Source organism: Falsirhodobacter halotolerans (genome assembly GCF_022899245.1).
In the GTDB taxonomy this organism is placed as follows: Bacteria; Pseudomonadota; Alphaproteobacteria; order Rhodobacterales; family Rhodobacteraceae; genus Falsirhodobacter; species Falsirhodobacter halotolerans.
Window position 1 is genome coordinate 875,845 of sequence record NZ_JALJAZ010000001.1, and the last position, 18,477, is coordinate 894,321.

16 protein-coding genes are annotated in these 18,477 nt (G+C 67.0%); 3 read left to right on the forward strand and 13 right to left on the reverse strand.

What is annotated here, in order from left to right; genetic code table 11:
- The first annotated feature begins 63 nt into the window (after positions 1 to 63).
- Positions 64 to 1,593: a gamma-glutamyltransferase gene (locus MU449_RS04610; protein ID WP_244736824.1), complete on the forward strand. Its 1,530-nt coding sequence runs from the start codon at positions 64 to 66 to the stop codon at positions 1,591 to 1,593.
- Here the strand turns inward: MU449_RS04610 and MU449_RS04615 are convergent.
- The 6 genes from MU449_RS04615 to MU449_RS04640 are packed head-to-tail and all read right to left on the reverse strand — an operon-like array spanning position 1,590 to position 9,165.
- Complete coding sequence (locus tag MU449_RS04615; RefSeq protein ID WP_244736825.1) at positions 1,590 to 2,726, reverse strand: M20/M25/M40 family metallo-hydrolase; 1,137 nt, start codon at positions 2,724 to 2,726, stop codon at positions 1,590 to 1,592. The two genes, MU449_RS04610 and MU449_RS04615, sit on opposite strands and share 4 nt — an antisense overlap.
- Before the next feature lie 9 nt (positions 2,727 to 2,735).
- A complete protein-coding gene (locus MU449_RS04620; RefSeq protein ID WP_244736826.1) occupies positions 2,736 to 4,217 on the reverse strand; it encodes a M81 family metallopeptidase in 1,482 nt (493 codons plus the stop codon).
- A 10-nt stretch (positions 4,218 to 4,227) separates the two neighbouring features.
- Positions 4,228 to 5,850 (reverse strand): ABC transporter ATP-binding protein, encoded by a 1,623-nt coding sequence (locus MU449_RS04625; RefSeq protein ID WP_244736827.1) that lies wholly within the window; start codon positions 5,848 to 5,850, stop codon positions 4,228 to 4,230.
- Position 5,851: 1 nt separating this feature from the next.
- Entirely contained in the window at positions 5,852 to 6,721 is an 870-nt protein-coding gene (locus tag MU449_RS04630; RefSeq protein ID WP_244736828.1) for an ABC transporter permease, read from the reverse strand.
- A complete protein-coding gene (locus tag MU449_RS04635) occupies positions 6,721 to 7,662 on the reverse strand; it encodes an ABC transporter permease (RefSeq protein ID WP_244736829.1) in 942 nt (313 codons plus the stop codon). Before MU449_RS04635 ends, MU449_RS04630 begins: the two co-directional genes overlap by 1 nt.
- Before the next feature lie 51 nt (positions 7,663 to 7,713).
- On the reverse strand, positions 7,714 to 9,165 hold the full coding sequence (locus MU449_RS04640) for an ABC transporter substrate-binding protein (RefSeq protein WP_244736830.1): 1,452 nt from the start codon (positions 9,163 to 9,165) through the stop codon (positions 7,714 to 7,716).
- Between the two features lie 31 nt (positions 9,166 to 9,196).
- Here MU449_RS04640 and MU449_RS04645 point away from each other — a divergent pair, with 31 nt between their 5' ends.
- Together MU449_RS04645 and MU449_RS04650 are read left to right on the forward strand one after the other, a co-directional pair.
- Positions 9,197 to 9,556, forward strand: a complete 360-nt coding sequence (locus MU449_RS04645; protein ID WP_244736831.1) for a hypothetical protein — start codon at positions 9,197 to 9,199, stop codon at positions 9,554 to 9,556.
- A gap of 151 nt (positions 9,557 to 9,707) precedes the next feature.
- Positions 9,708 to 11,123: an amidase gene (locus MU449_RS04650; RefSeq protein WP_244736832.1), complete on the forward strand. Its 1,416-nt coding sequence runs from the start codon at positions 9,708 to 9,710 to the stop codon at positions 11,121 to 11,123.
- Between the two features lie 523 nt (positions 11,124 to 11,646).
- Here MU449_RS04650 and MU449_RS04655 read toward each other — a convergent pair.
- Genes MU449_RS04655 through MU449_RS04685 form a run of 7 tightly spaced genes read right to left on the reverse strand, consistent with a single transcriptional unit; the run spans position 11,647 to position 18,468 of the window.
- The gene (locus MU449_RS04655; RefSeq protein ID WP_244736833.1) at positions 11,647 to 12,975 is read right to left on the reverse strand and encodes an AtzE family amidohydrolase; all 1,329 of its coding nucleotides are present in this window, start codon (positions 12,973 to 12,975) and stop codon (positions 11,647 to 11,649) included.
- Complete coding sequence (locus MU449_RS04660) at positions 12,972 to 13,139, reverse strand: hypothetical protein (protein WP_244736834.1); 168 nt, start codon at positions 13,137 to 13,139, stop codon at positions 12,972 to 12,974. The genes MU449_RS04655 and MU449_RS04660 overlap by 4 nt, the downstream gene beginning before the upstream one ends.
- Positions 13,140 to 13,166: 27 nt before the next feature.
- Complete coding sequence (gene hpxZ, locus MU449_RS04665) at positions 13,167 to 13,550, reverse strand: oxalurate catabolism protein HpxZ (RefSeq protein WP_244736835.1); 384 nt, start codon at positions 13,548 to 13,550, stop codon at positions 13,167 to 13,169.
- Positions 13,547 to 14,425, reverse strand: coding sequence for an allantoinase PuuE (puuE, locus tag MU449_RS04670; protein WP_342345642.1), 879 nt, complete (start codon positions 14,423 to 14,425; stop codon positions 13,547 to 13,549). Before puuE ends, hpxZ begins: the two co-directional genes overlap by 4 nt.
- Positions 14,425 to 15,666 (reverse strand): pyridoxal-phosphate-dependent aminotransferase family protein, encoded by a 1,242-nt coding sequence (locus MU449_RS04675; RefSeq protein ID WP_244736836.1) that lies wholly within the window; start codon positions 15,664 to 15,666, stop codon positions 14,425 to 14,427. The genes puuE and MU449_RS04675 overlap by 1 nt, the downstream gene beginning before the upstream one ends.
- Positions 15,659 to 16,897 (reverse strand): allantoate amidohydrolase, encoded by a 1,239-nt coding sequence (locus tag MU449_RS04680; protein ID WP_244736837.1) that lies wholly within the window; start codon positions 16,895 to 16,897, stop codon positions 15,659 to 15,661. Before MU449_RS04680 ends, MU449_RS04675 begins: the two co-directional genes overlap by 8 nt.
- Positions 16,891 to 18,468 (reverse strand): gamma-glutamyltransferase family protein, encoded by a 1,578-nt coding sequence (locus MU449_RS04685; RefSeq protein ID WP_244736838.1) that lies wholly within the window; start codon positions 18,466 to 18,468, stop codon positions 16,891 to 16,893. Before MU449_RS04685 ends, MU449_RS04680 begins: the two co-directional genes overlap by 7 nt.
- Positions 18,469 to 18,477: the final 9 nt, after the last annotated feature.

Below are 18,477 nucleotides of genomic sequence, written 5' to 3' on the forward strand. Positions count from 1 at the left end.
TTGGCCTTGTCCGTGCCGGAGGGGGGGCTTTGTATGAAAAGGACACTACGGGAGGGATCGTTCGTGAAAAACCTGTCGCTAAGCCAGCGCACGCGCAAAGTGGTTGAATGGACCGAACGGGGCGTCGTCGCCTCGCAGCACCGGCGGGCGTCGGAGGCGGGGGCCGAGGTCCTGCGCGCCGGTGGCAACGCATTCGACGCGGCCATCGCCACCTCCTTCGCCATCGGCGTGGTGGAACCGTGGATGAGCGGGCCGATGGGTGGGGGCATGATGGTCCTGTGGCCCGCCGAGGGAACGCCCGAAACCATAGAATTCGGAATGCGGTCCCCGAAAGATCTGGATCCGGCGGATTATCCGCTGATACCGGGGGCGACCAACCCGGACCTGTTTCCGTGGACGCGGGTTGAGGGGGACCGGAACGCCTATGGCGGTTCGGCGGTGGCCGTGCCGGGCACGGTCGCGGGGATGGCGATGGCGCATCAACGCCACGGCACGCTTCCCTGGGCCGACCTGCTGGCCCCCGGCATCGCCCTCGCGCGGGAGGGGTTGGAGGTCGATTGGTATGCCGCGCTGATCATCGCCTCGGCCACGCGGCAATTGGCGCAGGACACGGATGCGGCGGCGATGTTCCTTATCGACGGGCAATGGCCGAACATCGGCGGCTGGACCTCGGCGCGCGATGTGCATCTGGACCAGAGCGCGATGGCCGCCACCCTGACCCGACTGGCCGAGGCGGGGGCCGGGGACTTCTATTCCGGCGATATCGCACATGCGCTGGCCGATGACGTTCAGGCCAAGGGGGGCCGTCTGTCGGTGGCCGATCTGGCCGCCTATCGCGCGCGGGTGGCCCCGACGCGGCAGTTCGCGCATAACGGGGGTGTGGTGCACGCGGCGTCCGGTCTCAGCGCGGGGGCGGAACTGGGGGCGGCCCTTGCGGCCGTGAAGGGCGGCGTGGGGCCGGACAGCCTTGCCGCGCTTGCGGCGGCGCTGGGCGATGCCTATCGCGCCCGTCTGGAAAGCTCGGGGGATGTCGCGCCCACCTGCACCACCAGCTTTAGCGTCGTGGATGCGGCCGGAAACATGGTGACGGTGACGCAGACGCTGTTGTCGATCTTCGGCGCGCATGTCGTATCGCCGAACACGGGGATGCTTCTGAACAACGGGATCATGTGGTTCGATCCGGAACAGGGGCGGCCGAATTCGCTGGGGCCGGACAAGGCCTGCCTGATGAACGTTTGCCCGATGGTGGGGGAGGTGGGGGATCGCCGCTTTGCGCTTGGTGCGGCGGGCGGGCGCAAGATCCTGCCCTCCGTCGCCTGCCTGACACATTACATCATGGATGGCGGCATGTCTTTGGAGGAGGCGTTCCACCACCCCCGTCTCGACAATACCGGCGCGGGGATGATTACGGCGGATGACAGCTTCGCACCCGATGTTCTGAACGCCCTTGCACAGGTGGGCGCGGTCAAGACGGCCCGGCGGGGGGTGTTCCCCTATGCCTTCGCGGTGCCGGCGGGCGTCATGCGGCAGGGGGGCCGGAACTGCGGCTGCACCGAGATCATGACGCCATGGGGGGACGTGGCCTTCGGTTAGGCCAGCGTCGTCAGCAGCCCCACCATGATCCGTGTGCGGGGCACGATCATGTCCTCGTGGATATGTTCCTCCAGCGTATGCAGACCCGCACCGATCACCCCGAGGGAACAGAGGCTCGGCACCCCCATCGCGCCGGTGAAATTGGCATCCGACCCGCCGCCCTGACTGCGATGCGGCATATCAAGCCCCAGTTCCGCCGAAAGCCCGCGCGCCAGATCGTAGATCGCCATGGTGCCAGGCATCTCCGGCTCCCATACCGGGCGGGTGACGCCGCGCGTGACGGTGAAGGTGACCCCGTTGCGGTCCCCGCTCAGCGCCAGCATCCGGTCAACGCCCGCGTCCAGATCCTCCTGCCGTTTCGCCATGGACAGGCATTGCGCGCGGGCAAAGGACGGCACGCAGTTCACCCACTGCCCCGAGGACAGGTCGTTGCAGGAAAAGGTGCAGTCCTCGGTCGTCATCTCCTCGATCTCGATGATCCGGCGGGCCAGTTCGCGCACGGCGCTGACCCCGCCCTTCACATCCGCCCCCGCATGGCTGGGGCGGCCGGTCGCCGTCAGATCGAAACGCGCAATGGCATAGCGGCCCGTGGTCACGCCATTGTCGGGATGGCCCGGTTCGGGGCAGAGCACGTATTTCGCCCGCCGCGCCTCCATCTCGATCAGGCGGCGGGTGGCGGGGGTGCCGATCTCCTCGTCCGGGGTGAACAGGGCGGTGATGGGCAGCGGCGTCGCAAGACCCGCCTCCTGTATCCGGCGAATGGCCTCCAGCGTGATGTAGTTGCCGCCCTTCATATCCTGGATGCCGGGGCCATAGACCTTGCCCCCCTCGCGCCGGAAGGGGTTTTTCGCCAGCGTGCCCACCGGATGCACGGTATCCATATGGCCGGAAATCAGGATGCCGGGCGCGCCCATGTCGGGATGGGGAAACCGCGCGCGGACCGACCCGCCAAGGCCCATCGTGCCGGGGATGCGTTCGACGGTCGCGCCAAGTTCGGCGCAGTCCACGGCGACAAGGTCCATCATCCTGTTCAGGGCATCGGCGTCATAGGTCGGGCTTTCGCATTCGATCCACGGGCGCATTCCGTCAATGATGGTGTCGGTGTCGAAGGGCAGGGTTCTCCAATCGGTCATTCGGTCCTCTCAGGCGGGTTGGAACGCGGGGCCAAGCGCCCCGATGCGGCGGCCGGGCCGCAGACGCGTCCACGGCAGACGGGCGGGATCCACCGCCATCGGGCCGGGGGCGGCGCAGACCAGAAGGTGGCTGGCGATGGGATCGAAATCGGCGCGGAAATGGACCGAGCTTTTGACGATCAGGATCGGTTCCTCCTCGGGGATGATGCCGACCTGACGGAACATGCCGCGATCGGCCATCTGCGCCTTGGCCGACACGGTGACGATGCGCAGCGCGCCCACCCGCAGGCAGGCCGATGGCCCCATCTCCATCACCCGGCCGCGGTAATAGGGGCCGGTGGCGGTGAAGGTGCCGTCCGACAGCGCCTCGACCGTGGCCTCCACCTCGAACGGTGTATCCCCCGCCACCCCCGACTGCCCGCCAAGGGTGAAGCGCCGCGTCGCGCCCACGCCCGCCGCATGGGCCGCCCGCGCGGCGGCGGGGTCATAGAGGTTGCCGATCGCCCCCCGCGCGCCCGCCGCGACCATCGCGCGGATCATGCCGGTGGTGTTGCTGTCCGCCCCCGCGCCGGGATTGTCCTGCGTGTCCGCGATCACGACAGGGCCGTGGCGCGACCGCAGGTACAGCGCCTCGGCCACGCCATCCTCGGGGGTGAAGACCCGCCCGAGGAACGCCGGTTCCTGGGCGTTCACCGCCGCCAGCATCGCGTCGGCGGCCCGGTCCGCATCGGGACCATAGGCGAGGATCGTCATCTGGCATTCGGGAAAGTCGGCGGCGGGAAACCCCATGTTGAAGCTCATCGCGCGGTCGTTGCCCGCAAGGTCCGCAAGGCGGGCGTAAAGCCCGCGCGCCGGATCGGCATGGGTGCATTGCCACGCGATCGCCGTCAGGAAATCGGGCACCCGCATCGCCTTGGTCGGGCGACTGCCGTCCAGCATCGCCCCCAGCGACCGCGCGCCGCGCAGGCCCGTTTCGGCCATATCGACATGCGGATAGGTGCGATAGCTTTCCAGAACATCCGCCAGATCGAACATCGCCTGCGTGACATTGGCGTGCAGGTCCAGACACACCACCACGGGCACATCCGGTCCGATGGCGGCGCGCAGACGGGCCAGCAGCTCGCCCTCTCCGTCGTCGTGATGTTCGGTCACCATCGCCCCGTGCAGATCAAGAAACACGCCATCGACGGGCCCAAGGTCCACGATCCGCTGGATCAGTTCGCCCGCGATACGTTCGAACGCATTCTCCGTCACATGGGCCGAGGGGGAGGTGGCGCAGAACAGCGTGGGCAGCAGTTCCCACCCCGCCGCCCACCCGTGACGGATCGCGCCGGAAATGGCCGCGTTGATGTCGGCGCACGCGGTCAGAATCTCGTCGCCGCGCAGCATCCGGCCCGACCCGCCCCCATGGGCGAAATCGTCATAGGTGGCCTTGGTCGGGGCGAAGGTGTTGGTCTCGTGCAGAAAACCGCCAAGGGCGATACGGGGCATGGGCATCCTTTCAGGCGGCGACGGGGCGGAAATTGGCGAAATCCCAGTCCCGTCCGGGGGCTGCGGCCAGAAGCGCGCGGGTGTAGTCGTGCTGCGGATTGCCCAGAACGGCGGCGGCGGGGCCGATCTCCACCACCGCGCCCTGCCGCATCACGGCCACCTCGTCGCAGATCTGGGCCGCGACGCGCAGGTCGTGGGTGATGAACAGGATGGCGATGCCGGTCCGCGCCTGCACATCGGCCAGAAGGTCCAGCACCTGCGCCTGAACCGACACGTCCAGCGCCGACACCGCCTCGTCCGCCACCAGAAGGTCCGGCTCCATCGCCAGCGCGCGGGCAATGGCGATCCGCTGGCGCTGTCCGCCGGAAAACTGATGCGGATAGCGGGCGGCAGCCGTGGCGGGCAGGCCGACCAGTTCCAGAAGCTCCGCCGCCCGCGCCTTGGCCGCCCGGCGCGAGGTGCCGTAGTTGCAAGGCCCCTCGATGATGCTCTCCTCCACCGTCAGGCGGGGGTTGAGCGAGCGGTAGGGGTCCTGAAACACCATCTGCAGCTTCTTGCGGTAAGGGTGCAGCCCCCGGCGCGACAGACCCCCGATCTCCTGCCCCGCCACGCGGATGCCCCCCGAACTGGGGTCGATCATCCGCATCACGCAGCGCGCGACGGTGGATTTGCCGGACCCGCTTTCCCCCACGATGCCCAGCGTGCGTCCCGCCGTCAGTTCGAAGGTCACATCGCGCGCGGCATGGGTGCCCGTGCGTTTGCCCAGCATCCCCCCCGCGCCATAGATCTTGTTCAGCCCGTTGACCTGCAGCGCGGGCTTGCGACTGGCCACCGCCCGCCCCGCGCGCGGCACCAGCGACGGGACCGATGAGAGAAGCTTGCGCGTATAGTCCATCCGTGGCGCGGTCAGGATGTCCGTCACGCGCCCGCTTTCCACCAGATCGCCGCGGTTCATCACATAAACGCGGTCCGCAATCTCGGCCACGACGCCCATGTCATGGGTGATGAACAGGACCGCCGTGCCGTGCTTTTCCTGCAGCTCCTTCACCAGTTTCAGGATCTGCTTCTGCGTGGTCACGTCCAGCGCGGTCGTGGGTTCATCCGCAATCAACAGGCGCGGTTCGAGGACGAGGGCCATGGCGATCATGATCCGCTGCCGCTGCCCGCCCGAAAGCTGATGCGGAAAGCTGCCCGCGATGCGCGTGATGTCGGGCAGGCCGACCTGATCCAGAATGTCCATCACGCGGGCATGAACCTCGGCATTGGACAGGCGGGTATGGGTGTTCAGAACCTCGGCGATCTGGTCGCCCACCTTCATCACGGGGTTCAGGGCGGTCATCGGCTCCTGGAAGATCATCGACATCTTCGTGGCCCGCCGGTCCCGAAGCTGGTTCGGGGTCAGGGTCAGAAGCTCCTCGCCCTCCAGCCGGATCGTGCCTTGGGTCACCTTCAGCGACCCCTTGGGCAGCAAACCCATCGTGGCGAGCGAGCTGACGGATTTGCCCGACCCGCTTTCCCCCACAAGGCAGACGGTTTCGCCCGCCGCGATGGTCAGGGACAGGGCGCGGACCACCTCGGCCCCGTTGGGGGCATCGACCGCGACGTGCAGGTTCTCGATTTCCAGAACGGTCATCTCACGCCTCTCTTTTGCCCATGCGCGGGTCGAGGATGTCGCGGGCGGCATCGCCCAGCAGATTGATCGCCAGAATGCACAGCGACAGCGCCACCCCCGGCCAGAGGATGAGCGAGGGCTTCAGCTGGAAATACAACCGCGCCTCGGCCATGATGTTGCCCCATGTCGGCGTTTCGGTGGACACGCCCGCGCCCAGAAAGGACAGGATCGCCTCGGTCAGGATCGCGCTGGCGCAGACATAGGTGGCCTGCACCGTCAGCGGCGCGAAGGTGTTGGGCATCAGATGGCGCCACAGCACCCGCGGCATCGAAGTGCCAAGCGAGATCGCGGCCTCGACATACGGCTCTTCGCGCGCCGACAGAACAACGGACCGCACCAGCCGGACGACGCGGGGAATCTCGGGGATCGTGATCGCGGCCATCACGGTCCAGATGCTGGCCCCCATCAGCGCCACGATCGCGATGGCCAGAAGCACCGAGGGCATGGCCATCAGCCCGTCCATGATCCGCATGACGACCGCATCCACGCTGCGGAAAAAACCCGACACGAGCCCGATCGCCAGACCGATCGTCACCGCCATGATCGTGACCCCGATCCCGATGACAAGCGACACGCGCGCGCCATACACGACACGGGAAAAGAGATCGCGCCCGTAATTGTCGGTTCCAAGAAGATATTCGGCCGAGGGTGGCTTCAGCCGGGCAAGAGGGTTCTGCGCGATCGGATCATGGGGGGCAAGCCACGGCGCGAAGATGGCGGCCACCACGATCAGCAGCAGAACCACGGCGGCAAGGGTCGGCGCGACCCCCAGACGCAGCGATATCCGGCGGGTGGAAAGGGGCAGGGCCCCACGAAGGCTGTTGCCGGTCATCAATAACGGATCCTTGGGTCAAGCAGCGAATAGGACAGGTCGATGGCCAGGTTGATCAGGACGTAGATGCCCGCCGTCAGCAGGATCAGCGCCTGGATCACGGGGTAGTCGCGGGCGAAGATGCTATCGACCGTCAACCGCCCCAGACCGGGGATGTTGAACACGCTTTCCGTCACAACCACGCCGGAAATCAGAAGGGCAAAGCCGGTGCCTATCACCGTCATCACCGGCACGGCGGCGTTGCGCAGCGCGTGGCGGAACAGCACGCGGCGTTCGGCCAGACCCTTGGCACGGGCGGTGCGGACGTAATCCTCGTTCAGCACATCGAGCAGGCTGGCCCGCGTCATTCGGGCGATCAGCGCGATATAGATCGACGCCAGCGTCAGCGCCGGCAGAACGGCGCGTTGCGCGAACCCCAGCGGGTCCTGGGTCGGGGCGACATACCCCTGAACCGGCAACCAGCGCAGGTTCAGCGAAAAAAACGTGATCAGCAGATAGCCGATGACGAAGACGGGAATGGAAAACCCCAGGACCGAAAAGGTCATGACCGCATGGTCGATCCATGTCTTGTGCCGCCAGGCCGCCAGCACGCCCATCGGCACGGCGACAAGGACCGACAGGGTGATGGTGATAAGCGCCATCCAGATCGTCGGCCACATCCGGTCGCCCACCAGTTCCAGAACCGGGCGGTTGGAGATGAGCGAGGTTCCGAAATCACCCCGCAGAAGATCGAACAGCCACCCGAAGAACTGCACATGCAAGGGCCGGTCCAGACCGAGGCTTTCACGGATGCGGGCCAGTTGATCCGGCGTCGCCATGTCGCCCGCAAGGATCGCGGCGGGGTCGCCCGGCGTCAGGCGCAGCAACAAAAACACGAAGACCGCGACGATCAGCAGAACCGGAATGGCCGCCAGGACGCGGCGAAGAAGATAGGTGGACATGTCATCTCCCGTAAACGAAGGCGGCCGCCCCCGGCGGGGGCGACGTGTCGGTCAGCCGTCGGATTTGCTGACGCCCCAGAAGACGGGGAAGGGGGCGGAGACGACGCCGTCCAGCTTGTCGCTCCATGCCGAGGGGCTGAAATACTGGCCTAGGTGGATGTAGTTCACATTCTCCATCACATGCGCCTGGATCTGTTCCGCGACCTGCTTTTGCGCCTCGGCGTCCGGGGCGCTGCCGAATTCGCTCAGAAGCGTTTCGATCCGTTCATCCGTGGGCCAGCCGAACCACGACCGCTCTCCCCGGCCGCCCATCATGACGTTGCCAAGGGGGTTGGCGACTTCCGGCACGATCCAGTTGGTGAAGAACAGGTTCCAGCCGCCCTCGGCCGGGGGGGCCATGTTGGCGCGGCGGGTGACGAGCGTCTGCCAGTCCATCGGCTGCATGTCGACGTTGAAACCGGCCGCCCGCAGCGCCTGTGCCGCCACGATGGGCTGCGCGGTCAGGGTCACGACATCCGTCGGTTGCATCAGGACGACGGGTGTGCCGTCATATCCCGCCTCGGCCAGAAGCGCCTTGGCCCCTTCGATATCCCCGCCCGAGGTCAGCGTCTCCGACCCCGTCTCGGATGCCAGCGGGGTGCCGCAGCCGGTGATCGCGCCGCAGACCTTGAAGTAATCCGGATTGCCGATCCACGCGGTCAGCACGTCCTGCTGGCTCATGGCCATCATCGCGGCGCGGCGGATCTGCGGATTGTCGAACGGGGGGTAGAGGAAGTTCATCCGCCCGATCGCAACGCCGCCCAGATCGGCCAGCACCTTGGTCTGGATGCCGTCCATCCCTTCCAGCAGCGGCAGAAGATCGACGGGCACCGCCTCCATATAGTCGATCTCGCCGTTGATCAGCGCGTTCATCGCGGTCTGGGCATCGGGCATGGTCACCCATTCCACGCGATCGACCAGCACCTCCTTTCCGCCGGAGAACCAGCTCCGATCGCCGGGGGCGGGGACGTAATCCTCGAACTTGTCATAGACGACGCGGACGCCCGGCTGGAATTCCGCCTCGTTGAACACGAAGGGGCCGGAGCCGACGAATTCGGTGATGGCGGTGTCCGCCGGGGTGTTGGCGATCCGTTCGGGCATGATGAACAGCGCAAGGCCCGAGGGTTTCGCCATCGCCTCCAGCGTATAGCTGAACGGTTCGGTAAGGGTCAGCGTGAATGTCTTGTCATCCGTGGCCTCCAGACTGGCCATGCGGTCGGCCACCATCTGGCCGCCATTGTCGCGTTCCATCCAGCGCCGGATCGACGCGATGGCATCCGCCGATGTCACATCGCCCCCGTCATGCCATTTCAGGCCGTCACGCAGGGCGAAGGTGTAGGTCAGGCCGTCCTCGGACACCTCGAACGTCGCCATCTGGGGCTGAACCTGAAAATCGGAATCCAGCGCCACGAGCGAATCCCAGATCATGGCCGCATTGTCGCGTGTGATGTGGGCCGTCGTCATCACCGGGTCCAGAACGCGAAGGCCGGAGTGCATGACGGCGGTGATCGTTTCCGCAGTGGCCGGCAGGGCTGTGACAAGACATAGCGCTGTGGCCGAGGCAAACCGGGCGCATCTGGAATTGAACGTCATCGTCGATCCTTCGTGCTGTGTTTCAGGCAGGCGTCTTCACCCCAGCATCGGAACGGGTGCGCCGACCGCTCAAGGAATTTTCGGTGTGTTGGGGTGTTTTTCGCACACCGCTGCAAATACAGGCGGCCTTGGGCGGGACGGTGCGGTTTTTCCGGCGCAGGCGAACATATCGGGCATGGGCGATCACGCCCAAGGCCGGCACAGCGGGAATGACAACGCGAGCGGCGCTGCGGCGGAACGACCGTTCCCGTTCTCATCTTGATGAAAAGTTTGTCGAATGCGCGATCATGGGCCGAAATTTGCGGTGGATGATCGTCGGACCTTCATCCGCGCCATCTCCACCCGCACGGACGTTTCGTCATGCGGTTTATGGTTCCTTCCAATGACTCGTCCCCGGAAATGAAAGAGGCCATATGACCGAAGTTCTTCACGCGCTGGATGCCACCACCCTCCTTGCCGGCTATCGGGATGGAACCTTGTCGCCGGTGGAGGTGACGGAGGCGGTCATCGTGCAGATCGAACGAACGGAACCGCATCTGCATGCGATGTATGGCTTCGATCCCGACGGCGCACGGGCCGCCGCGCGTCGGTCCGAACGGCGCTGGCGTGAAGGGGCGCCGTTGACAGGTGCGGATGGGGTGACGCTGGACGGTGTTCCCGCGACGATCAAGGAAAACATCGCCACCAAAGGAACCCCCGTGCCCTTGGGAACGGCCGCCACCCGCCTTGTCCCCGCCACCGCAGATGCGCCACCTGCCGCGCGTCTGCGCGAGGCGGGGGTCGTCATCCTTGGCAAGACCACAATGCCGGAATACGGCGCGATGTCGTCGGGTGTGTCCAGCATTCACGCGACGGCGCGCAACCCGTGGAACCGCGCGATGAACCCCGGCGGATCCTCGGCCGGGGCCGGGGCGGGAGGGGCGGCGGGCTATGGGCCGCTGCACATCGGCACGGATATCGGCGGATCGATCCGCCTGCCCGCGGCATGGAACGGGCTGGTCGGGCTGAAGCCGTCCCTGGGGCGCATTCCGATCGACCCGCCGTATCAGGGGCGGTGCGCGGGGCCGATGTGTCGAACGGTCGAGGATGCTGCGCGGATGATGGCCGTCCTCAGCCGTCCCGATCCGCAGGGTCGGGACAGCATGAACCTGCCCCCCGCCATGCTGGATTGGCTGGCGCTGGATATCGACCTGGCAGGGGTGCGGATCGGATTGCAGCTGGACGCCGGTTGCGGGATGCCGGTCGATCCGCTGACAATTGACCCGGTGATCGCCGCCGCACGCCTGTTTGAAGCGGCGGGGGCGGTGGTGGAGCCGCTGGCGCCATGGATGACCGACGACCTTCTGCAGGGCGTCAACCAATTCTGGTTGATCCGTGCCGCGCAGGATCTGGCCACCCTTGACGACGCGAAGCGGGCCAAGGTTCTGCCGGTGTTTCTGGAATGGGCCGCGCCGGCGGCGAGGATGACGGCACTTGAGGCGTTCCGCGCCTATACCGCGACGATGGAGGTTCGGACCCGCACGGTGGCGGCCACGAAAGGCGTGGATTTTGTCCTGTCCCCGGTATCGCCCAACACGTCGTTTCCCGCCGAATGGTCGTATGTCACCAATGACGTGTCCCGCGCGATGGACCATATCGGTTTTACCTTGCCGTATAACATGAGCGAGCAACCCGCCGTTGCGATCTGCTGTGGTTACGATACCGCCGGTGTGCCGATCGGATTGCAGATCGCGGGTCACAGGTTCGATGATACGGGTGTATTGCGCATGGTGCGCGCGTGGGAACGGATGCGGTCCCCGATGCGTCCATGGCCGATGGACGTGCTGTGAGGGACAATTGCGACAAGGACTTTCGCGTGTCGCCGGACCGATCGACGTTCGAACGAGGGGGGAATCGTCGGGCAGGGCGTCGAAATTGCGAAACGAGCTTTGACGCTGTTGCGACCCACGCGCATTCCTCCCGCATATGGCAGGAGAGTTTCTTGGATTTCAGGATCGCAGGAAACGGCGCGCTTTCTTGACGGCGCGGGTGTGGAGCTGTTCCTGAGTGATCGAAACGAGGGGACGCCTTGGAAGGCTGCGGCGGAAATCACGGCCCACTTTCCCGTGGGCGACCTGTCGTCGCAGCGTGGATTCGATGATTTTCTGCCCCCTTCGATATCGACCGACCCACGCGCACCATGAGTTCGATGCAGGACGAAGGGCTGATCGGCCATATCGGCATCAGTCGAGGAAGGTCGCCTTGACGCTCCTCGAATGCCCGGTTTGTCCCATGATCCACGTTTGGCGCCCACAAAGATACGTGCGCACCGGCCACTGCGACGGCGAAGTATGGTGCCGCAGAAGACCGTGCTTACGCCCAGAGTTCGGGCCTGGCGTCCCCCCTTTTCGCCAGCGTTGTTGCGAGGGCGATGAGGTCGGCATCGCGGCCTTTTGGCCCTATGAGCTGGAGGCCGAGGGGCAATCCATCGGTCGGCAAAGGAACGGTCACCACCGGAAGGCCGAGGAAGCTGATGGGTTGGGTGAAGAGGCCCAGATTGGCGCGGGCGGGCTTCGCCTCTCCGTCGATCAGAAGGGTGGGCTGGTCGATGCGGGGGGCCTCCCCCAGAACGGCCGGAGCGATCAGGACGTCGTGGCGTTCAAAGACGGCGTCGATCTGGCGGGCAAATGTCGCGCGATAGGCGAGGGCGTCGTCATAGGCGGCCTCGCTCAGCGCGGCGCCGGCGATCAGGCGGTCCCGCGTGCCCGGATCGTAGGAGATGGGATCGTCGCGCAGGGCGTCCAGATGCAGGCGCCCGCCCTCATAGGCGGTGATCAGGAACGCCGCCGAACGTGCCTGATCGACCCCGCGAAGGGTCACCTCGGGAACATGCCCCATTCCGGCCGTGAACCGATCCAGCGCCGCCCGCATCCCCGCGGTCAGGTTGCGGGCGAACCAGCCGCCAAGCATGGCGCAGGATAACGGCGCGTCGGCGACATGCGATACCGTGCCGCGCAGCACGTCATCGACCATCCGCATATCCCCGGCCGTGCGGGTGAAGCAGCCCATGTCGTCGAGCGTGTGCACAAAGGGGTAAACCCCGTCCATCGGCAGGCTGTGATGCGTGGGCTTGATGCCGAAGACGCCGCACAGGCTTGCCGGAATGCGGATCGAGCCGTTGGTGTCGGACCCCAGGCTGAAGCTGACCAGACCGGCGGCGACGGCGGCCGCGGACCCGCCCGAGGATCCGCCCGCAAAGCGTTCGGGATCGTGCGGATTGCGGGTGATGCCCCACCGCGCATTGTCGGTCACAAAGCCATAGGCGAACTCGTCCATGTTCAGCGTCGCGACCAGCACGGCCCCCGCGCGCGTCAGACGGGCGATCGCCTCGGCATCCCGTGTCGCGGGGGGCGCGTGCTCCAGTCGGGCCGCCCCGGCGGTGGTGACTTCGCCCGCCACGTCGAACAGGTCCTTGACGCCATACGGAACCCCGGCAAGCGGGCCCGGATCCTCGCCCCGCGCGACCTTGGCATCAACCGCCGCCGCGTCCTGCATGGCGCGTGCCGCAAGGCGGCGCGTCACCGCCATCAGCTCCGGCGCGGCGTCGATCCGGCGCAGCGCCTCGCGGGCAACCTCCACCGCGCTGAGCGTGCCGGCGCGAACGTTGCGGGCAATGTCCGCCGCATCGAAAGAGATGGTCATTTCCCGTCCTCCGGGGCGCGCCGCAGCGTCGCAAGATGGGTGGCCAGAAGCCGTGTGTTCATCGCGACGCCGGCCACGCACGGGGCCGGGATCTCGAATCCAAGGGTCGCGCCGATCTGTCGGGCCAGCGTGGCATCATCGGGGGCGGTGTCGTGATCGGTCATCAAGACCTCCTGTCGTTCGGGGGGGCGTCAATGCGAGGTGCCTTCCAGGCTCACATGCGCCGAGACCACCTTCCAGCCGTCCGCAAAACGGACCCAGCTTTGTGTCTGGCGCCCGCGCAGATCCGAGTTTTCGCGGAAGAATTCGGCATCCGCCGTCGCGAAGCTGTCGCCATAGACGGTGATTGCCACATGGCCCAACCGGCGTCGGGGCGATCCGCCGCGCCCCTTGCGGAAGGCCCGTATCGCCTCGATGCCGTAAAGCACCTCGCCCACGCCAAAGCGGTTCGTGTGCGGCGAGGCGTGGAACAGCGCGTCCATCGCGTCCATGTCGTCCTCCATCAGGGCGCGCTCATAGGCGTGGAAGGCGGCGGTGACTTCGGCCAGCGGGGTGGGGGAGTTGATGGCGATCATGCGGGGTGAACCTTCATCCAGTGGCGGGCGATGTCGATGCGGCGGGCGACCCATACATCGGGAACCCGCGCGATATGGTCGAGGAACCGCGCCAGCGCATGGGCGCGGGCCGGACGCCCCGCCACGCGTCCGTGCAGACCGACGCTCATCATCCGGCCCCCCTCGGCGTGAAGCTGGTCGAACGTGTCGCGCAGATAGCGGTAGAACTGCGCGCCCTCGGTAAAGCCGTTCAGCGCCACGAACTTCATGTCGTTCACGTCCAGCGTATAGGGGACGATCAGCTGCGCGCGGCCATGACGCCGGTCCCAATAGGGCAGATCGTCGGCATAGCTGTCGGCGTCATAGAGGAACCCGCCCTCTTCGGACACCAGACGGGCGGTGTTGGGGCTGGTGCGCCCCTGATACCACCCCAAGGGACGCTGTCCCGTGACCCGTTCATGCAGGGCGACGGCTTGGGCAATATGGGCGCGCTCCACATCCTCGGGGATGTCCTGATAATCGATCCAGCGCAGGCCGTGGCTGGCGATTTCCCAATCGGCGGACTGCATGGCGGCCACCGCCTCGGGATTGGTTTCCAGCGCTTTCGCCACACCAAAGACCGTGACCGGAAGATCACGCGCCGTGAACAGACGGTGCAGCCGCCAGAAGCCCGCGCGGCTTCCGTATTCATACAGGCTTTCCATCGCCATCGCACGGGCGGGGTGGCGCGCGGCCCCCACCATCTCGGACAGGAACCCCTCCGACAGCGGATCGCCGTTCAGGACGGAGTTTTCCGCCCCTTCCTCATAGTTGATGACGAACTGCACGGCGGTCCGCGCCCCCTGCGGCCAGCGGGCGGGGGGCGGCGTCTGGCCATAGCCGACAAGGTCGCGCATCAGGCCGCATCCCATGCCGCAACCGCCGCCGGCACCGCCGCCCCAAGGGGCAGCCTGTGGCCTTCGGCCTGCAGACAGGCCTCCAGCGCAGCAAGGGTGATGAGCACCTTGTGGCGCATGGCGTTGTATCCCATCGCCCCCAGACGCCAGATGCGCCCCTGAAGCGGCCCGAAGGCGGTGCCGATCTCGATCTCGAAATGTGTGCGCATCATCAGACGCACACGGTCGCCATCCACACCGTCGGGGATCCACACGCCGGTCACGTTCGTCATCCGGTGGGCGTCGTCGCCGAACACGCTCAGCCCCATGGCCCGTATGCCCGCGGTCATGGCCCGACCGGCGGCGGCGTGGCGGGCAAACCGCGCGGGCAACCCTTCGGCCAAGGCGACGCGGGCGCATTCGCGCGCACCGTAAAGCATGGTCGTCGCCTCGGTGTGGTGGTTCAGCCGTTTCGGCCCCCAATAGTCCATCACCATCGCCAGATCGAAGTAGTTCGACCCGATCATCCGCCCCGCGCCGTTTTCGATATCATCGCGGGCGATGCCCTTTTCGACATGCCGCCGGTTCAGGATCCGGTCCGCCGCCGCGTCCGAGATGGTGATGGGCGACGAGCCCGACGGCCCGCCCAGGCATTTCTGCAACCCGCCCGTCACCACATCCGCCCCCCAGCGATCGCTCGCGATCTCCATCCCGCCAAGGGTCGCGGTGGCATCGACATAGACGAGGGCGCCGACCTCCTTCGCGATGGCCCCGATCCCCTCCAACGGCTGCGCCATCGTGGTGGAGGTGTCGCCATGCACCGTGCAGATCACCGTGGGCCGCACGCGGCGTGCGGCCTCGGCGATCGCGTCCAGCGGCACCACCTCGCCCCAGGGGGCGTCCACGGTTTCATACCGCGCCCCGATGCGGTGCAGGATTTCCTGAAGAAGCAGGCCGAACCGGCCGAAGTTGACCACGAGCGCGGTGTCCCCCGGTGCCAGCAGGCTGACCAGCGCGGCCTCGATCCCCGCCCGGGCCGTGCCGTCCACCAGCAGGGTCCAGCGGTTGTCCGTGCCGAAGACGGGGCGATAAAGCGCCATCACCTCGTTCATGTAGCCGGTCATCTCGGGGTCGAACTGCCCCAGAAGGTCCGCGCCCATCGCGCGCAGGACACGCGGATGGGCGTTGACCGGCCCGGGGCCCATCAGCAGCCGTTGCGGCGGGTCGATCTGGCCAAACAGGTTCTGCGGAAGCTCAGGCATGCAACTCTCCAAGTTTTTCGATGAACCCCGACATCACGGCCAGCGCCGCCTCGGCGTCGTCCGGCTCCACATGCTCCGCGGGGTTGTGGCTGATGCCGTCGCGGCACCGGATGAACAGCATCGCGGCCGGGCAAAGCGGGGCCATGTTCATGGCGTCGTGCCCCGCACCGGACACAAGGTGACGTGCGGGATGCCCCGCCGCCGCCATCGCATCATCCAGCAGGGCCATCAGCCCGGCATCGCAGGGAGAGGCGGGGAAGTCCTGGACCGTCTCAACCCGCAGATCAAGCTGACGGCGGGCGGCGATGGCCGCGATCTCGTGCAGGATCGCGGCGCTGGCGCGATCACGCCGCCCCGCATCGCCCGATCGCAGGTCGATGGTGAAGCGCACCTCGCCCGGGATGACATTGGTCGCCCCCGGAAACGCCTCCAGACAACCGACGGTGGCCACCAGATCGCTGGCGTCATCGCGGGCGGTCCGTTCGATCGCGACCATCATTTCTGCCGCGCCCGCCAGCGCATCGCGCCGCAGGTCCATCGAGGATGTTCCCGCATGGCCCGCCATACCGATAACGGTGGCCTGCAGACGCAACTGCGCCGCGATCCCCGTCACGATGCCAAGCGCCAGCCCCTCGGCCTGCAGGGCGGGCCCCTGTTCGATATGCGCCTCCAGATAGGCCAGCGCGCCGGAATGCGCCGCCGCCAGCACCTGTTCGGGCGACGTGTCGAAGGCGGCAAGCGCGTCGGCAAAGCGCGTGCCGTCCGCGTCGGCCATCTCGGGAATGCCGGTCAGGCTGCCCGCCAGCGTCTTGCTGGTCAGCATGGAGACGGGAAAGCGGCTGCCCTCCTCGTCCCCGAAGGCGATCACCTCGATGGGGAAGGGCATCCGCCGCCCTTCGGCCGCAAGGCGCGCCACGCATTCGATGCCCAGCATGATGCCCAGCGGACCGTCATAGACCCCCGCATTCCGCACGCTGTCGATATGGCTGGCAAGGATCAGCGGGGGGGCGTCCGTGCTGCCGTCATAGCGTCCGATCAGGTTCACCGCCCCGTCCACCCGCGTGGTCATTCCCGCCGCGCGCATCCACTGTGCCATGCGGTCGATCGCGGCGCGATGCGCGGGCGTCAGATAGCCGCGGTAAAGCCCGCCCTCCATGTCGGAATAGGGCGCGCGCCCCAGTTCAAGGCAGCGGGCAACCGCCCGGGCGCCCGAAGGTGTGGTCCTTACCATGCCGCCGCCTCCCCGTCGGATCGTGGATCGCTCGCCCCGTCCAGACGGCCATCGGGATGACGCACAAGCGCCCCGGCATGGCCCATCATCGCCGAACGCCCCGCGATGCGTTCGACAGCATGGCCGGCGGCCACAAGATCAGCATAAAGCGTCTCATCAAAACCTTCCTCGATCTTGAGCGTGGTGGACACGTCGCCCCAGGTGCGCCCCAGCAGCCAGCGCGGACGGCTGATCGCCTTTTGCAGGTCAACGTCGAAATAGGCGTGGCGCGTGAAGATCGCGGCCTGCGTCTGCGGCTGGCCTTCCCCGCCCATCGTGCCATAGGCCATGATCCGGCCATCCCGCAGCACGGCAAGCGCGGGGTTCAGCGTGTGGAACGGCTTGCGGCCGGGCTTCAGGGCGTTCCAGCCGTCTTTGGCAAGGCGGAACGAGGCCCCCCGGTTCTGCCAGACGATGCCGGTGCGGGGCAGCACAAGCCCCGACCCGAACTCGAAATAGGTGCTTTGTATGCAGGAGACGACCTGACCCCGCCCGTCGGCGGCCCCGAACCACGCCGTATCGCCCCACTGGCCCGGCTGCGGCCAAGGAGCGGCCCGCGTGGCGTCGATGGCCGCCAGCATACCGTCCAGCGTGGCGGGATCGTCCAGCACCGCCTGCGCGTCACGCTCCATCATCGCGGGATCGCCGCAATGACGATCGCGCCACAGGAACGCCTGCTTCGTCGCCTCGATCAGACCGTGCAGATGGTCGAACCCATCGGCGGCATCGGCCCGCATCCGGTCGAACAGCGCAAGGATCAGAAGCGAGGCCGCCCCCTGCGTCGGCGGGGCGGCGTTATAAAGCGTGCCTTGGCCCGTGGTGACCTTCAGCGGCGCGGGGCGGGTGGCGCGATGATCGCGCAGATCCGCACCCGAGATCGGACTGCCCAGACGTTCCAGATCCTGCGCGATGTCGGCGGCGAGATTCCCGGAATAGAAGCTGTCCAACCCCTCGCGCCCCAGACGGAGGAACGTCTCGGCCAAGGCGGGCTGCCGCAGGATCTCGCCTTCCGTCAGGGGGCGACCGTCCGGCTCGAACACATGGCGATAATCGCCCGGAAGATCGCGCAACTCCACGCCCTTCGCCGCCGCGATGGCGGCACCCCCCGCCGTGACCGCCACGCCGTCCCGCGCATGGGCCACGGCATCGCGCAGCAACCGCGCCAGCGGCAGCGCCCCCGCATCCCCCTCCAGCGCCGCCTGCCATGCCGACACCGTTCCCGCCACCGTGTTGGCCGCCAGCGGTCCCCGCCACGGAACGGACTTCATCCCGGCATAGAGCGAAAGCTCCGCTTTCGCCGCCGCCCCGCCGCAGCCGTGGATGGACCTGACCGTGCCGTCCGGCCCGTGGATCAGCCAGAACCCGTCGCCACCGATGCCGGTCATGTGCGGATAGACGGCCGACAGCGTCGCCGCCATCGCAACGCACGCCTCGACCGCCGTGCCCCCCTCCGCCAGCACCGAACGTCCCGCCCGGCTCGCAAGAAAATGCGGCGAGGTTGCCATCCCCTGATGCGAGGTCACCGTCTTCATCCGCATGTC

What these genes read in the sequence shown, in the direction of transcription:
- puuE (WP_342345642.1), bottom strand. Translation starts at nt 14,425, where the DNA reads ATGCGCGACCTTGTCGGCTATGGCCAGACGCCGCCCCCCGCCCGCTGG.
- MU449_RS04660 (WP_244736834.1), bottom strand. Translation starts at nt 13,139, where the DNA reads ATGACCGATCACGACACCGCCCCCGATGATGCCACGCTGGCCCGACAG.
- MU449_RS04640 (WP_244736830.1), bottom strand. Translation starts at nt 9,165, where the DNA reads ATGACGACGGCCCACATCACACGCGACAATGCGGCCATGATCTGGGAT.
- MU449_RS04680 (WP_244736837.1), bottom strand. Translation starts at nt 16,897, where the DNA reads ATGGTAAGGACCACACCTTCGGGCGCCCGGGCGGTTGCCCGCTGCCTT.
- MU449_RS04645 (WP_244736831.1), top strand. Translation starts at nt 9,197, where the DNA reads ATGACGGCGGTGATCGTTTCCGCAGTGGCCGGCAGGGCTGTGACAAGA.
- MU449_RS04650 (WP_244736832.1), top strand. Translation starts at nt 9,708, where the DNA reads ATGACCGAAGTTCTTCACGCGCTGGATGCCACCACCCTCCTTGCCGGC.
- MU449_RS04635 (WP_244736829.1), bottom strand. Translation starts at nt 7,662, where the DNA reads ATGTCCACCTATCTTCTTCGCCGCGTCCTGGCGGCCATTCCGGTTCTG.
- MU449_RS04620 (WP_244736826.1), bottom strand. Translation starts at nt 4,217, where the DNA reads ATGCCCCGTATCGCCCTTGGCGGTTTTCTGCACGAGACCAACACCTTC.
- MU449_RS04615 (WP_244736825.1), bottom strand. Translation starts at nt 2,726, where the DNA reads ATGACCGATTGGAGAACCCTGCCCTTCGACACCGACACCATCATTGAC.
- MU449_RS04655 (WP_244736833.1), bottom strand. Translation starts at nt 12,975, where the DNA reads ATGACCATCTCTTTCGATGCGGCGGACATTGCCCGCAACGTTCGCGCC.
- hpxZ (WP_244736835.1), bottom strand. Translation starts at nt 13,550, where the DNA reads ATGATCGCCATCAACTCCCCCACCCCGCTGGCCGAAGTCACCGCCGCC.
- MU449_RS04625 (WP_244736827.1), bottom strand. Translation starts at nt 5,850, where the DNA reads ATGACCGTTCTGGAAATCGAGAACCTGCACGTCGCGGTCGATGCCCCC.
- MU449_RS04685 (WP_244736838.1), bottom strand. Translation starts at nt 18,468, where the DNA reads ATGAAGACGGTGACCTCGCATCAGGGGATGGCAACCTCGCCGCATTTT.
- MU449_RS04675 (WP_244736836.1), bottom strand. Translation starts at nt 15,666, where the DNA reads ATGCCTGAGCTTCCGCAGAACCTGTTTGGCCAGATCGACCCGCCGCAA.
- MU449_RS04630 (WP_244736828.1), bottom strand. Translation starts at nt 6,721, where the DNA reads ATGACCGGCAACAGCCTTCGTGGGGCCCTGCCCCTTTCCACCCGCCGG.